Source organism: Chitinophaga niabensis (assembly GCF_900129465.1).
GTDB classification, from domain to species: Bacteria; Bacteroidota; Bacteroidia; order Chitinophagales; family Chitinophagaceae; genus Chitinophaga; species Chitinophaga niabensis.
Genome location: NZ_FSRA01000001.1, coordinates 2,460,615 through 2,476,044 on the forward strand (window position 1 = coordinate 2,460,615; position 15,430 = coordinate 2,476,044).

Below are 15,430 nucleotides of genomic sequence, written 5' to 3' on the forward strand. Positions count from 1 at the left end.
GCATTTTCGGTTTAAATGCCACACCTTTGTAATGTAAAAGTCATAAAATAATAGTGTATTTATTCTCCTCACATATTATCCGTATCGCGCCACTCTCTTCGAGCGTGTACGGCACTATTATTACAACAACCACCACCACAACCCCATAGGGGGTTAATTATTACATATCGTCCATCGACCAGTTAATGGTACACCCAGGCAGGGATGCCCTATTTCTATTCATCAATATACTTTTCATGCAAGTTTTAAAATTCGGAGGTACTTCCGTAGGAAGCACCCAGGCAATAGAGCAGGTTTGCAGCATTGTAGCTGCGTATAAGCGTAAGGGTAATATGGCGATTGTTGTTTCAGCGATGAGCGGTATAACGGATAAGCTAATTCAATGTGGTCAGCTGGCCGGTCAGGGGCAGGAACAATACAAGGTCCTCCTGCAGGAAATTGAAGCCAAACACCTGGATACCATCCGTGGCTTATTCCCCATCACGGTACAAAGCGGGCTGCTCAGCCAGGTGAAGAAACAGCTTAATCAACTGGAATCTTTATGTGACGGTATCTTCCAGGTAGAAGAACTCAGCAAACGTTCTTTGGACAAGATCATGAGCTTTGGAGAACTCCTCTCCTCCTGGCTCGTAGCAGAAAAGCTCAAACATTCAGGGCTCTCTGCCACCTGGAAAGACAGTCGTGAGCTAATTGCCACAGATGCACAGTTCGGGCATGCGCTCGTTGATTTTGATATCACCGATCACCAGATCACCAGCTATTTCCAGCATCAGCAATCCGAATACGTGGTATTGCCGGGATTCATTTCCGCTACTATCGATAAAGAAACCACTACCCTTGGCCGTGGCGGCTCTGACTATACCGCTGCTATTGTAGCAGCGGCCATGGATGCCAATGTACTGGAAATATGGACGGATGTAAGCGGGATGATGACCGCCGATCCACGTCTCGTGCCGCAAGCCATTGCCATTCCCCGCATCTCTTATGAAGAAGCAATGGAACTTTCCCACTTCGGCGCCAAAGTGATCTACCCGCCCACCATTCAACCGGTAATGAACCGCCGTATCCCTATCTGGATAAAAAACACTTTTGCCCCGGATGATTATGGTACACTGATACAGGATAACGGAGAAAAAGCTTTCCCTGTAACCGGTATCTCCGGCATCCAGAAGATTGCCTTGCTCACCCTCGAAGGCAGCGGCATGGTAGGTATTCCCGGATTCTCCAAAAGGCTCTTCGATGCCTTGTTAAGAGAAAAGGTGAATGTGATCCTGATCACCCAGAGTTCGTCGGAACACTCCATTACTGTAGGCATACACGAAAGTGATATGCTCAAAGCAAAGGCAGTGGTAGACAGTGAATTTGCACAGGAGATCCACGACAAACGCATAGAACCGCTGATCGTGGAAAAGGACCTTTGCATTGTAGCCGTGGTAGGTGATAATATGAAGAACCACCATGGTATGAGTGGAAAATTCTTCGGGGCACTGGGCCGTAACGCTATTAATGTGCGGGCCATTGCACAAGGTTCTACCGAAAAGAACATCTCCGCTGTGATCAATAAGAGTGATGTAAGGAAAGCATTGAACGTGATGCACGAAGCCTTTTTTGAATCAGAGGCCAAACAGCTGAACGTTTTTGTGGCAGGCACAGGCAATGTAGGCGGCAAACTATTAGAGCAATTGCAATTACAGCAGCAATACCTCCTGGATGAGCTTGGCCTGCAGGTAAGGATCATCGCCATTTCCAACAGCCGGAAAATGCGCTTCTCCGAAAGCGGGCTCAACCTGCAGCACTGGAAAGAAGAACTGGCAGCCGGCGACAGTATGGACCTCGCCCGGTTTGCACAAAAGGTACAGGCCATGAACCTGCGGAACAGTGTTTTTGTGGATAATACGGCCAGCGATGAAGTAGCAGGCCTGTACGCAACCTTCCTCCAGCACGGTATCTCTGTTGTAACCTGCAACAAGATAGCCTGCTCTGCCGACTATGCTAATTACAAAAAGCTGAAAGACCTTGCCCGCAAGTTCAATGCGTCCTTCCTGTTCGAAACAAATGTGGGAGCCGGCTTACCGGTGATCAATACCCTGAACGACATGGTGCGCAGCGGGGACAAGATACAAACCATCCAGGCAGTGCTCAGCGGAAGCCTGAACTTCATCTTCAATCATTTTGTGAATGGCGCCAACTTCCGTGAGGTAGTAAAAGCCGCACAGGATGAAGGATACACAGAACCGGACCCGCGGATAGACCTGAGTGGTAAAGATGTGATGCGCAAGATCCTGATCCTGGCCAGGGAAAGCGGCGCTATATTGGAAATGGAAGACATCAGAAATAATTCCTTCCTGCCGGATGATTGCCTGAATGCCAAAGACGTTCCTGCATTCTACGAACAACTGGATGTACACGCGGCTCATTTTCAGCAGCTCTTACAGGCAGCAGCAGGCAAAGGAGAACGTTTAAAGTTCGTGGCGCAGTACGATAACGGGCTTGCCTCTGTAGGCCTGCAATCCATCGGCCCTGCACATCCTTTATATCACCTGGAAGGGAAGGACAATATTGTACTGTTCACTACCAACCGTTATTCCGCACAACCGCTGATCGTGAAAGGCGCCGGCGCAGGTGCAGATGTAACTGCCTCCGGCATATTTGCAGATATCATCAGAACCGTTAGATAAATATTTATGAACAAGCAAAATTTACAATCCGTTAAGGTATTTTCTCCGGCCACTGTAGCCAACGTGGCCTGCGGTTTTGATGTAATAGGTCTCGCACTGGATGCCCCGGGGGATGAAATGGAACTGCGGATCAGCCATACGCCCGGTGTAAAGATCACTGCTATTGAAGGCGCCAAACTTCCGCTGGAAGCAGCGCAGAACGTAGCCGGCGTAGCTTTGATGGCTATGTTGCAGGAATATGGCCAGCCAGACCTGGGCATTGAAGTAAGCATCAAAAAGAACATACAACCCGGCAGCGGCATAGGTTCCAGCGCAGCCAGCGCTGCAGGTGCCGTGGTTGGTGCCAATAAATTACTGAACGATCATTTCTCTCCGGAAGCCCTGGTGCGCTTTGCCATGGAAGGTGAACGGCTGGCCTCAGGCACCCCGCATGCGGATAACGTGGCACCCGCCATCATCGGTGGCTTTACACTGGTGAGGAGTTACCAGCCCCTGGACATCGTGCGCCTGCATACGCCGGATGATCTGTGGGTTACCGTTATCCATCCGCAGATAGAAGTGAAAACTTCAGATGCACGGGAGATCCTAAAACAAAAGGTGCTACTAAAGGATGCGATCCGTCAATGGGGTAATGTTGGCGCTTTAGTGGCCGGCCTTTACCAGGAAGACTATAACCTGATCAGCCGCTCACTGGAAGACGTGATCGTTGAGCCGATCCGCTCTATCCTCATCCCTGCATTCCATGATCTGAAGATACGTTGTAAAGAAGCCGGCGCATTAGGTGGTGGTATTTCCGGCAGCGGCCCTTCTGTGTTTATGCTGAGCAAAGGAGAAAGTAATGCCCGCTCCGTAGCGGATATGATGGAAAAGATCTACGCCCCGCTGGGTGTGGATTACAAAATTTATGTTTCCCGGATCAGCACTTCCGGCGTAAGAGTAATTTAAAATATTATGCAGTACTATAGCTTACAGAATCACCAGCACCGTGTTTCATTCCGGGAAGCGGTTATACAGGGACTTGCTCCTGATAAAGGATTGTATTTCCCTGCAGAGATCCCCAAACTGGAAAAAGATTTCATAGAGCGGCTGGAAGAATACGATCCGCTCTATATTGCACGTAAGGTGATCCAGCCTTTTGTGGGCGGGGATATCCCTGATAATTATTTAAAACAGATCATCCGCGATACCGTTACTTTCCCCTTCCCTTTAAGGGAAGTAGAAGAAAACGTGTATGCACTGGAGTTATTCCACGGCCCTACACTGGCCTTCAAAGATGTGGGTGCTAAGTTCATGGCAGGCTGCCTGGGTTATTTCCGCCGCGGAGACGATAAACCCGTCACTGTATTGGTAGCTACTTCCGGAGATACCGGGGGGGCTGTGGCTAACGGATTCTACAACGTTCCCGGTGTTCAGGTGGTGATCCTCTACCCTTCCGGCAAAGTGAGTGAATTGCAGGAAAAACAACTCACCACACTCGGCGGCAATATCAGTGCTTTAGAGATCAAAGGCTCCTTTGATGACTGCCAGCGGATGGTGAAAACTGCTTTCCTGGACCAGGAACTGCAGGCACACCGGCAGCTGACTTCCGCTAACTCCATCAATGTAGCCCGCTGGCTTCCGCAGATGTTCTATTACTTTATGGCTTACCGTAAAGTGAAACAATGGCGCAAAGATGCCGTTGTATCTGTTCCCAGCGGAAACTTCGGCAATATATGCGCGGGTATGATGGCTGCGGCAATGGGATTGCCCATCCTTCACTTCATTGCATCCACCAATGTAAACGATACGGTTCCCCGCTATCTCAAAAATGGCACCTACGAGCCACTGGCACCTGTTCCTACTATCTCCAACGCAATGGATGTAACAGACCCCAGTAATTTTGTACGCATCCTGCAATTATTTGCGCAGAACGAAAGAGGCCTGAAAGCCAGCCTTACTGCCTACCGTTTCACAGATGAAGAAACAGTGGCGGCGATGGAAGAAGTATGCAGCAAACACCAATACCTCATGGACCCTCACGGGGCAGTAGGATACCTGGGATTGAAAAAGTATATGCAGTCGCATCCCGGCCATACCGGCATCTTCCTGGAAACAGCCCATCCGGTAAAATTTGCGAACACAATGCCGGAAGATCTGCAAAAAGAAATAGACACGCCTGAGCGCGTTATGCAGCTCTTCGATAAACAGAAAGTATCCGTAAAAATGGACGCGGACTATGAGCAGATGAAGGCATGGTTAATGCAATAAAATCGCTTATGTTTGAACCATGAAGTTTTTACGTTTATTTTCTATGCTGATCATTTTTGCTGCCTGCCAGCCAGGCGGGCAGGAGCAAAAAACAGCGGTGATCACAGACTCCCTATCCATCGCTATCGCCAATATGCGCGTAGACCTGCAGGTAAACCCAACGAATGCAGAACTACGCAACACACTTGCCAATGCACTGATCGAAAACAATCAGCTGGAAGCGGCAGACAGCCAGGCTATTATCCTTGCAAAGGATACGCAGCACCTGGACAAAGCCTATTACATTAAAGCGCTGATAGCATTCAATAAAAAGGATGATACTGCCACGCTCGCCTACCTGGCCAAAGTGATTGCACTTAAAGGTAAGAACAGCGAATATGAAGCCGTGATGATGGCCGGCGATCTGCTGTTGGACCAGCATGCTCCGGATAAAGCCATTAACTATTATGCACTGGCCTGGGAAATAGATTCCACGCAGGCAGAACCTGTTTACGGCACGGCCGTATGTAATGAGCAAATGGGGAATGAAAAGCAGGCCAGGCTGCGGTATATGAAAGCAGTTGAATTAAATCCTGCATACAGCCCTGCTTATATTGGCCTCGGGAATATCATGGCAAGGCAGCGTAACTGGCAGGAAGCCTGGCGTTACTACAACCTGGCCGCAAAGGCAGATCCTACCGTTGCCCTTAACTTTTACAGCCGTGGCAGGGCATTCCTGATGCTGGGTAATAAACCAGCAGGGGTAGACGACCTTACCAAAGCGCTCTCTTTCAAAAAAGACTACCCGGAGGCAAAGGCCCTGCTCGATTCCGCATTAGCCAACAATTTTAAGTAGGTTTGTACATCTCAAAATCATCAGCCCTTGGAAAAGAAAACACCGCTCATCGCTCCTTCCCTGCTTGCCGCCAATTTCCTGGAAATAGGCAAGGAAGTGGAAATGGTCAATAATAGTGCAGCAGACTGGTTACACCTCGATGTAATGGATGGCCGTTTTGTGCCGAACATCAGCTTTGGATTCCCCGTTATAACACCGGTTACCAAACTGTCCAGGAAAGTGAATGATGTGCATTTAATGATAGAAGAACCGGAGAAATACGCGGAAGCTTTTGCCAAAGCAGGCGCACATATCCTCACCGTACATATAGAAGCCTGCCATCACCTGCACCGGAACATCCAGCAGATCAAAAGCTTAGGCATGAAAGCCGGCGTAGCACTGAACCCGCACACTTCCGTAAGCCTGCTGGAAAACATCATCACAGATGCAGATGTAATATTGATCATGAGCGTGAACCCCGGTTTCGGCGGGCAGCATTTCATTGAACAGACCTATACCAAGATCCGTAAATTAAGGGAGCTGATAGATGCGAGTGGTTCAAAAGCATTGATAGAAATAGACGGAGGGGTAACAGTGGATAATGCGAGAGGGATCCTTGATGCCGGTGCAGATGTACTGGTGGCCGGCAATACAGTATTCGCATCCCGCGATCCGCAGGCCACGATCCTGGCTTTAAAGCAATAATTACTTTCCTAAACTGAGGATCACATCGTTGGTCAGTGGCTTAGTGAGATAGCCTTCCACAAAGGTGAACTTACTCACCCTTTCTTTATCCTTTTCATCGATAGAGGACGTTAATACATATACCTTGATCTGTTTGATCAGGGAGGGGCGTACCTGTGAAAATGCTTCCAGGAATTCCCAGCCATCCATTACCGGCATGTTGAGATCAAGGAGGATCACGTCCGGCAATTCGCTTGCATTGCTGCACTGGGCGCGGATATGTTCCAACACATCCTGTGCATCAGAAAATTTGGTAACGGCATTAGAGATGCTCAAACGATCCAGCATGATCTCTGTGATCTGCTGATGAATGGGGTCATCATCTACTATAAAGATCGAATGTAACGGCTTCATAGAGGTTCTATTCGGGGCTGAAGGTAATGATAAATTTGGTTCCAACGCCAAGTTGGCTTTCGGCCTGTATACTTCCTCCCATCGCTTCTATCTGGCTTTTGGTGATAAACAGCCCTATTCCCTTGGCATCCTTATTCTTATGAAATGTTTTCCTGAATCCGAAGAGTTTTGCGCCATACCGTTCCATATCAATGCCCATACCATTATCTTCTGCCGTGAGTATCACGCCACCGTCTACCGTCCAGCTGCGCAGGTGCAGCGTAGGCGTACGGTCCTGGGACCGGTACTTGATAGCATTGGTAAGCAGGTTCTGCAGGATACTATCCAGGTAGATCCTTGGATATTCAATATCAGGCGCTTCTGCAAAGTCTGTTGTGAGGCGGATACCACTGGTTTCCATATCTACAAAAAGGATGTCCTTCACTTTCTGCAAACGTTCTGAAAACACCAGCCGTTCCCGTTCCACATTCAGGTCTTTACGGATCTGCACTACTTCTATCAGATCATTCAATGTTTCGTCAATGTTTTTGATCACCTCCTGGAACATGCTGCGGTACAGCTCTTTCTCCTGCTCTTCGTCTGTTTCGTTCATGATCTGCATCAGCGCTTTCAGGTTAGCGATGGGGGCCCGCAGGTTATGGGAGGTAATGTGGGCAAAGTCTTCCAGCTGTTTGTTCTGGTTCACCAGGTATTTATTCAGGGAAGACAGCTGGTCGTTGGCCTTCCGCAATTCCCGCTGCATCTTTTTACTGTCTGTAATGTTGCGGGTAAAGATAGAGATGCTGCCATCCTGCATGGGTGCCAGCAGGAACTCATACCATTTGTCCAGCTCCGGCCGGTAATTGGAAAAAGAAACCGGCGTCTGCTGGTTCATACATTGCTGCATCCTGGCGTGGAAGGTAGACCCTACCAGCATCGGGAACACTTCAAAGATATTGCGGCCTATCACTTTGCCATGATCTACGATCTCCTGCGCTTTGCGGTTAATGAAATTCACTTTACCCTCTTTATCCATCACGGCATATCCCATGTCTATGGTATCAAAGAAAAGGCGCATCAGCTCCGTGTTACGGGTAAGCTGGTCCCTGATCTTGAATTGTTCCGTTACATCCTGGATCACGCCGTAAATACGGATGAGGCGGCCATTCTTGTATTCCGGTTTCCCGATGGTCCTTGCCTGGATCACATTATTACGTGCAGTGTTCAGCGTTACCTGTATATCGTATGCCTTGCCCCTTTCCGTACAGGCAGCCATGGCATGCTCCACCCGCTTCAGGGATTCCGGGGTGTAAAAGGACAGGGCCTTTTCAATTGTCATGGCCGCATAAGGGGGCAGTTCATGGATCTTATATGTCTGTGCGCTCCAGCGTAACCGGTTGGTGATGATATCCAGCTCCCAGCCTCCTATCTTACCGATCTCCCCGGTTTGCATCAGGAAGTCCTGTGTTTTACTGTTCTCTATTTCCTGCCGTTTCTTATCCGTGATATCATTCACCAGTGCTACCACTATCTGGTCTTTATCCACCGGGTCTTCCACAGGGAACATGGTGAGGTCCAGGAAGAATTCACGCTGCATTTTCCCGATGGGGATATCCACTTTTTTCTCCATCCTGATCATCTTGCCTTTTTGCAGCACCTCCTGGAAGAGCTGGTCCAGTTCAAACAGGCGGGAGAAAGGATCACGCATCATAATACCATCCGGCTGCTCTTCAATACCTGTTTGGCTGAAGAACTTCCGTTGCGTTTGATTCACGCGGCGGATAAAGCCGTAGTGATCAAACTGGATATACCCTACCGGCAGGTTCTCCACAATGGTATGCAGGAGGCGTTCACTCTTTTCAAGGCTCAGTACGGCGAGTTTTTTCTCTGTGATCTCGCTGAGGATGAGGAACAGGTAGGCGATCTCCCCGTTGCGGTCCATCACCGGAAAGCCGGTGGCTTCATAATAAAGGGGCTGAATGCGGGTAACGGTACCTTCATGTTGTTCCGCATACTTCAGTAACATTTCCTTTTTAACAGGTCCCTTCCTGATCCTTACTTCTTCCAGCAGTCCGGTAAGGCCGGTACGGCGGTTGAAGGGGTCTTCCAGTACATTATAAGGTTGATTATTAACGGCAGGATGTGCGTCGCCCAGGATCTGGCGCTGTGCGTCGTTCATATTCCGGTGCCAGCCATCCGGGGTGAATTCATGCAGGCCTACCGGCAGGTTCTCCAGCACACTGCGGAAAAAACCTTCACTTTCCTGTGCCTGTGCCTCCTGGTGAATGTTCCGGGTGATCATGAGCACGCTGGTAACGCGTTTTTCTTCATCAAATAAGGGGCTGAACCTTATTTCGTATTGGCGGCCGGGATTCCCGAAAGACAATACAAAATTGAAACGCTCGCCGGCGAGGGCGCGCTTCCAGTTGTGCAGGGACTGCTGTGCGAGGTCCGGGTAGCCTTTGCATAAGATCTGCAGGCTATCCCCCTCTTTCAATTCAATGCCCAGGTGTTTTTTGTTATTCTCGACAAAGGCTTGATTCATTGCCAGTAACTGCAGGTTCGTGTCAAACACTGCGGCGGAATCCGGTAAAGCCTCCACCACCTGGTTCAGCAAGGCATAGTTCATGTACGCATTCAATTTGGCATAGGCGGTTGCGAAGCACCAAATGTACTCAATATATTATACAATTTAGTGCTATTATAATGGGATAAGGGTATCATTCTCTGTGTTTTCAAAAAATTCATACCCGTATTCGGGGTTGCGTGTAACTTTTAAATATCTTTGAAGCGATAAAACGAAATAGTCGTTTTAAACGTTTAAACATAAGCAAGTTAAAAAATCGAATTAGCAGGATGAAGGTATTAATTATCATGGGCTCCGAGAGTGATAAGCCCGTAATGCAGGAATCACAGACTTATTTACAGTTCTTTGGCATTGAAAGCGAACTGGTGGTGGCATCCGCTCACCGCAATCCCGAAAAAGTACGTGAAATTGTTGTTAACGCACAGCCGCAAGGTGTTGGTGTGATTATTGCTGCTGCTGGTATGGCTGCCGCCCTGCCAGGCGTGGTATCGGCCTACACTTCCTTACCTGTACTGGGTGTTCCCCTGGAAGGTGGTTTACCTGGTGGTGTAGACGCTTTATATTCTATTGTGCAGATGCCTGCAGGTTTGCCCGTAGGTACACTGGCGGTAGGTAAGGCCGGAGCAAGGAATGCCGGAATTATGGCTGCCCGTATCCTGGCTTTAAGTGATAAGAAAATAGCAGAGCGCGTAGAAGCGTTCAAACAAAACGGATACAGGATCTAGTGGAATGATTGTTCCGGATGGATGAAAGCTGACATCCTCTTCGTAACCGGTTGACAACGTTCAGATCCGAAATGCAGACTCACCTTAAATCGAACCGCACTTGACAGAATCGATCATTAATCTGGAAAATGTAAATCCCATTGAATTTTTCGGGGTCAACAACGGAAAACTGGACTTGTTAAAAAAGAAGTTCCCCCTGTTAAAGATCTTATCCCGCGGTACCCAGCTGAAACTTTCCGGATCTCCGGAGGAAGTGGCCACGGCCAAGGAAAAGATCGGACAGATTGTTAGCTACCTCGAACGTAACGGTCAACTCAGCGAAAATTATTTTGAGCAGATCCTTGGCGATGAAGAAAGCAACAACATAGATCACTTCAAAGACCACAATCCCAACGAAGTATTGGTATTTGGCCCCAATGGCCGGACGATCCGCGCCAAAACTGCCAACCAGAAAAGGATGGTAAGCCTGGCAGACAAGAACGATATCGTTTTTGCCATCGGGCCGGCCGGTACAGGTAAAACCTATACAGCAGTAGCCCTTGCCGTAAGGGCCTTGAAGAATAAGGCTGTACGGAAGATCATCCTCACCCGCCCTGCGGTGGAAGCCGGCGAAAGCCTTGGTTTCCTGCCCGGCGACCTGAAGGAAAAGATCGATCCCTACCTGCGCCCGCTGTATGATGCGCTGGACGATATGATCCCGGCAGATAAGCTCAGTTATTTCATGACCAACCGGATCATTGAAATCGCTCCGCTTGCTTATATGCGCGGCCGTACGCTGGACAACGCTTTCATCCTGCTGGATGAAGCACAGAACTGTACAGACCTTCAGATGAAAATGTTCCTTACCCGGATAGGTGCATCTGCCAAAGCCATCATTACGGGAGACAAAACCCAGATCGACCTGCCTAAAAATCAGAAAAGCGGCCTGGATAAAGCTACCCGCATATTGAGGAATATAGACGGTATCGGATACCTGGAACTGGATGAAGAGGATGTTGTTCGTCACCGCCTTGTGAAAGCCATCATCAAGGCCTATGATGCTGCAAAGGAGGATACTAATTAACAGTATCTTAACAGTCATTATTGTAAGTTGCGCAATTATTTGATTCCTGTTATTTTTGTTAATGAAATATAACTTTAACCTATCAACCACATGAGCTATTACAGGCGAATTGTTTTTTTGATGTGTGTATTGGGAGTGCTTTTTACCAGTTGTAAGAAACGCCCTGAACCACAGGAGGTAGCCATGGAATTTATGCACGCTTTTCAGGAATCAAACTTCGAACGTGCTAAAGAATTTGCTACCAAAGAATCGCAACAGGTTATATTGCTTTACTCCATTTTTGACGGCAAACGCAACGAGAATGAACGTGAAAAGATCAAAAATGCACAGTTGAAGATCGTTGATCATAAAGAGGATGGAGACAAAGCAACAGTTACCATCCTCAATTCTTCCGCCAACCAGCAGGAAACCCTGCAACTGGTAAAAGAGAACGGTCAATGGAAAATATCCCTGACACTTGAAAGCATCCTTCCTACATATGTGGCGCCAGGCTCAATGGACATGAACTCCATGACCACTCCCCCGGCTGCGGATTCTTCTAAAGCTAATTGATATTGGCCCGGCATTAGTCCACACTGCTGCCGGCCCTTTACACCTGTTATTTCCAATTTTTTACAGCTATTCCCGCTTTTGTTCCTTAATTTTGCGCCTTTATAGCAAACCAGCGCCTTTTTTTCCACCATCCCGTATATGAAGAACTGGTTGCCGCAGAACGGCTTTTAGAGCTGCTTTGGGCCTGTTAGAACTGTAAACGTGAATTGATATACTAATTTTAAAAGAAGCATTGAATTATGACAACAAATCCATGGCACAGCGTTAGTCCCGGGGATAAAGTACCTCATGTGGTAACAGGTATCATTGAAATTCCCAAAGGATCGCGTGCCAAATACGAACTGGACAAAGAAAGCGGTTTACTGAAACTGGACCGTGTATTATATTCTTCTGTGTACTACCCCGCCAACTACGGGTTCATTCCTAAAACATACTGCGATGATCATGATCCGCTGGACATCCTCATCCTTTCCCAGATAGATTGTGTGCCTTTATGCATGGTAGACGCGAAAGTGATCGGCGTAATGCAGATGATCGACGGCGGCGAAGCTGACGATAAGATCATTGCCGTTGCAGCCCATGACATGAGCGTGAACCATATCAACGACATCTCTGAACTGCCGCCGCACTTTATTGATGAAATGCGTCACTTCTTTGAAGAATACAAAAAGCTCGAGAACAAGACCGTAAAAGTGGAAGAGTTCCAGAACAAGGCAAAAGCAGAACAGATCATCCTCGAAAGCTTTGAACTGTACAATAAAACCTTCCCGCAAAAATAACCGCTTATGGCTTACCCACTCATCCTCGGTCTATTATTACTCGGCCTTGTAGCCGGTGTTTTCTCCGGAATTGTGGGTATAGGCGGCGGGATCATACTCGTACCGGCACTGGTGTACATCTTTGGCCTCAGCCAGCACCAGGCACAGGGCACTTCACTGGGCATGCTTATGCTGCCGGTAGGTATCCTGGCGGTGATGCAGTATTATAAGCAGGGATTTGTGGATTATAAGCTGGTAGCTTTTATTGCAATAGGTTTTGTAGCAGGTGGCTACTTAGGCGGGAAACTGGCCGTAAGTATCCCCGAAACACTCATCAAACGCATCTTCGCACTGTTCATGATAGCAGTGGCTGTGAAGATGCTGTTTTTTGACAAGAACTAGACCGGTATTATCGTTTTTTACAGGAAAGGCTGGCCATCTCCCGGTCAGCCTTTTTCATTCAGAATAAGCGGCGGATCAACCGCAGGTTATGGGTTCTCAGCCCCGTATCAGCATTCACGATACCCTGGTGGTCAATAGGATCTATCCGCACCTTTCCGGAGGAATGAATGATCTGCTGATCGTTCAGCATGATGCCCACATGCGTGATCTTACCCGCCTCGTTATCAAAAAAGGCCAGGTCCCCTCCTTTTGCTTCCTGGATCAGGGAAACAAGTTCTCCCTGTGTAGCCTGCTGGTAAGCATCCCGCAGGAGCGGTATGCCGAGGATTTTATACACAGATTGGGTAAATCCGGAACAGTCTATCCCAAACACCGATTTACCACCCCATAAATAGCCCGTATTGAGGAAAGAATGTGCAATAGTATGCCAGCTCGTTTTAGGAGAACGGGGTTGTTTATAGACTTCTATGCCGGATTCCGGCACCACTTTAACATTGCCCCAAACGGGATTATCCAGCTTTAACATACAGCCATAAGGAATATACATCGGCTGATCATTCACAGACAAACGGGCCGCCCACTGGTTAGCAATATGCGTAAAGGGGGCATTGAACTCTTCCAAAGTAATGGTTTCCAGGTGAGCAGCTGTTACCCAGCCCTCATAACCATCATACTGCATCCTTACCTTGATCCAACCTTCGTTGGTAAGTGGCTCTGTTTCAACACATTCTCCAAACAATGCCTGCGAAACCATTTCGCTTCTGTGGGAAGGCTCAGCACGCAGGGGCATAATGGGCACAATCGTGATTGCAAATGGCATGTTAATTGTTTAAATAATATGAACTGTGAATGAACTTTTACTACAAAACTGCGTAAATATAGTAATAAGCTTATGCACCTCCTGTTAAATAACTTAACTGACAAAGAATTGCTGCTCCGGATCAAAAAATTCCAGGACCGGGAGGCAGCAGGTGTTCTATTGGACCGGTACAGCCACCTGCTGGTAGCAGTGAGCCTGCCCAGGCTTACCAGTGAAAAAACAGCAGAAATTGCACTGCCGGAACTCACCAAACAGTTATACACCCGCGTTCAAACCGCCTTTGGTAAGTTAAACGAATCTGTTTACGCATTGGTTCAATCCTATTTCGGCAAAGGTACGAGCGTACCCGTTTTTTATCCCAACCAGGCATTATACCGCCTTGAAACGCGTATAGAACATGCAGGGAACAACCCTATTGCCAAGGAAGCTTTAATGACGCACCTGGAAAAAGCCCTTACCAAACTAAATGCAGAGGATCTTCAATTGATCACGCAATTCTACCTGGAGCAACAATCATTCAGCGACATCGCTAAAAAGCAGAATATTTCCAAAGATAAAGTTCGCCATACGTTGAAAGGAGTAAAGAAGAAACTAGCTACACATTTGATGGACCAGGCATATGAATAACGATTCTACAAGACCAGAAAGGATCTTCAAGATCTTCACCCCTGTGCGCTGTCTCAGCAGGGACCAGCTTCCCCGTTACCTTAACGGGAATATGACTGATTGGGAAAAACACCTGATAGAACAACACCTGGTGGATTGCGATCTTTGCCACGATGCTATTGAGAGCCTGCAGCACACAAAAAACCAGGAGCCTTACGAACGTTTAAGCAAACAGTTAAGTCTTTACCTGCAAAGGGAATATGCGCCTGTTGAGCAGCAATCCCCGTTGAAAGCACGCCGTACGGTGCAGGGCAACAATACCAGGGAAAGCCTGCTGTCCTACTTCTGGGTGATCATGTTCCTCGCACTGGGCGGAGGAAGCATCTTCTTATTACAGCAGCATCTTAAGAACAGGCCTGTGCTGGCGGCCATTCCGGTTAAAACAACGGATGCCGTTATTCCACCACAGCAAAGTACGCCTGCTCCTTCCGTGGAGCTACTGGCGAATGAAACCAAAACGCCTGTTATCCAAACACAGTACAGCACCAGGCCAAAGGATAGCACTGCCACTGTTAAACTTAAACTGACAGCAAAGGATTCCGCGCTGTTAGCCGCCGCTGCAAAAAACGCTGCTAAAAAGCCAGCGGCCAAAGATACCATCAAAAAAGCACCTGTAACGGATACGAACACACGCACACAGCCTAAAGAACCTGAAGTAAAAGAACCGCCTAAGGAAGAAAAAACAGTAGCCGCCACACCACCGCCTGCACCTGCACCGAAAGAGAAAGAAAAAGAAAAGGATAAAGAGGAAGAGCCGGCCAGGCCTGTCACCACCGGCGACGAATCCCTGTTCCGCGCCGCGATGTTATACCAGCAGCAGGGCAATGTAAATGAAGCCATCGACCAATTCAGAAAACTCTCTACCAATTATAAGTTCTCCGAACGCGCCAAATATCAGCTGGCACTCTGCTACCGCACCAAAGGCCAGAACGGTAAAGCCCGCAGGCTCCTGCGGGAGATCGTTCGCATGGAAGGCCCTTTAAAAGCGCAGGCACAAACGGAATTGAATAACCTGAACTAAGTTTATTTTCTTCTCTTTTA

15 protein-coding genes are annotated in these 15,430 nt (G+C 48.1%); 12 read left to right on the forward strand and 3 right to left on the reverse strand.

Annotation, left to right across the window (positions count from 1 at the left end; translation table 11 throughout):
- Positions 1–236 precede the first annotated feature (236 nt).
- From thrA to rpe, 5 genes are read left to right on the forward strand one after another with little or no spacing between them, the layout of a single operon-like run.
- Complete coding sequence (thrA, locus tag BUR42_RS09525; protein WP_074240518.1) at positions 237–2,678, forward strand: bifunctional aspartate kinase/homoserine dehydrogenase I; 2,442 nt, start codon at positions 237–239, stop codon at positions 2,676–2,678.
- 6 nt (positions 2,679–2,684) lie between these two features.
- Complete coding sequence (locus BUR42_RS09530; RefSeq protein WP_074239006.1) at positions 2,685–3,623, forward strand: homoserine kinase; 939 nt, start codon at positions 2,685–2,687, stop codon at positions 3,621–3,623.
- 6 nt (positions 3,624–3,629) lie between these two features.
- Positions 3,630–4,925, forward strand: a complete 1,296-nt coding sequence (thrC, locus tag BUR42_RS09535; protein ID WP_074239007.1) for a threonine synthase — start codon at positions 3,630–3,632, stop codon at positions 4,923–4,925.
- A 19-nt stretch (positions 4,926–4,944) separates the two neighbouring features.
- On the forward strand, positions 4,945–5,760 hold the full coding sequence (locus BUR42_RS09540) for a tetratricopeptide repeat protein (RefSeq protein WP_143197396.1): 816 nt from the start codon (positions 4,945–4,947) through the stop codon (positions 5,758–5,760).
- Positions 5,761–5,787: 27 nt separating this feature from the next.
- Positions 5,788–6,444 (forward strand): ribulose-phosphate 3-epimerase, encoded by a 657-nt coding sequence (rpe, locus tag BUR42_RS09545; RefSeq protein ID WP_074239009.1) that lies wholly within the window; start codon positions 5,788–5,790, stop codon positions 6,442–6,444.
- On the opposite strand, the gene BUR42_RS09550 is transcribed toward rpe, so the two are convergent.
- Both BUR42_RS09550 and BUR42_RS09555 read right to left on the reverse strand, forming a co-directional pair.
- On the reverse strand, positions 6,445–6,837 hold the full coding sequence (locus BUR42_RS09550; protein WP_074239010.1) for a response regulator: 393 nt from the start codon (positions 6,835–6,837) through the stop codon (positions 6,445–6,447).
- A 7-nt stretch (positions 6,838–6,844) separates the two neighbouring features.
- A complete protein-coding gene (locus BUR42_RS09555; protein WP_074239011.1) occupies positions 6,845–9,445 on the reverse strand; it encodes a PAS domain-containing protein in 2,601 nt (866 codons plus the stop codon).
- A 227-nt stretch (positions 9,446–9,672) separates the two neighbouring features.
- Here BUR42_RS09555 and purE point away from each other — a divergent pair, with 227 nt between their 5' ends.
- The 5 genes from purE to BUR42_RS09580 all read left to right on the forward strand — a co-directional run bounded on the left by purE (position 9,673) and on the right by BUR42_RS09580 (position 12,903).
- Entirely contained in the window at positions 9,673–10,128 is a 456-nt protein-coding gene (purE, locus tag BUR42_RS09560) for a 5-(carboxyamino)imidazole ribonucleotide mutase (RefSeq protein WP_074239012.1), read from the forward strand.
- A 100-nt stretch (positions 10,129–10,228) separates the two neighbouring features.
- On the forward strand, positions 10,229–11,191 hold the full coding sequence (locus tag BUR42_RS09565) for a PhoH family protein (protein ID WP_074239013.1): 963 nt from the start codon (positions 10,229–10,231) through the stop codon (positions 11,189–11,191).
- A 90-nt stretch (positions 11,192–11,281) separates the two neighbouring features.
- A complete protein-coding gene (locus BUR42_RS09570) occupies positions 11,282–11,743 on the forward strand; it encodes a nuclear transport factor 2 family protein (protein WP_084185480.1) in 462 nt (153 codons plus the stop codon).
- A 239-nt stretch (positions 11,744–11,982) separates the two neighbouring features.
- Positions 11,983–12,522: an inorganic diphosphatase gene (locus BUR42_RS09575; RefSeq protein ID WP_074239015.1), complete on the forward strand. Its 540-nt coding sequence runs from the start codon at positions 11,983–11,985 to the stop codon at positions 12,520–12,522.
- Between the two features lie 6 nt (positions 12,523–12,528).
- Positions 12,529–12,903, forward strand: a complete 375-nt coding sequence (locus BUR42_RS09580; protein WP_074239016.1) for a sulfite exporter TauE/SafE family protein — start codon at positions 12,529–12,531, stop codon at positions 12,901–12,903.
- 58 nt (positions 12,904–12,961) lie between these two features.
- Here the strand turns inward: BUR42_RS09580 and BUR42_RS09585 are convergent, their stop codons facing one another.
- The gene (locus BUR42_RS09585) at positions 12,962–13,723 is read right to left on the reverse strand and encodes a C40 family peptidase (protein WP_074239017.1); all 762 of its coding nucleotides are present in this window, start codon (positions 13,721–13,723) and stop codon (positions 12,962–12,964) included.
- Positions 13,724–13,795: 72 nt separating this feature from the next.
- Here BUR42_RS09585 and BUR42_RS09590 point away from each other — a divergent pair, with 72 nt between their 5' ends.
- Positions 13,796–14,350: an RNA polymerase sigma factor gene (locus tag BUR42_RS09590; RefSeq protein WP_074239018.1), complete on the forward strand. Its 555-nt coding sequence runs from the start codon at positions 13,796–13,798 to the stop codon at positions 14,348–14,350.
- A complete protein-coding gene (locus tag BUR42_RS09595) occupies positions 14,343–15,410 on the forward strand; it encodes a tetratricopeptide repeat protein (protein WP_074239019.1) in 1,068 nt (355 codons plus the stop codon). Before BUR42_RS09590 ends, BUR42_RS09595 begins: the two co-directional genes overlap by 8 nt.
- The last annotated feature ends 20 nt before the right edge of the window (positions 15,411–15,430 follow it).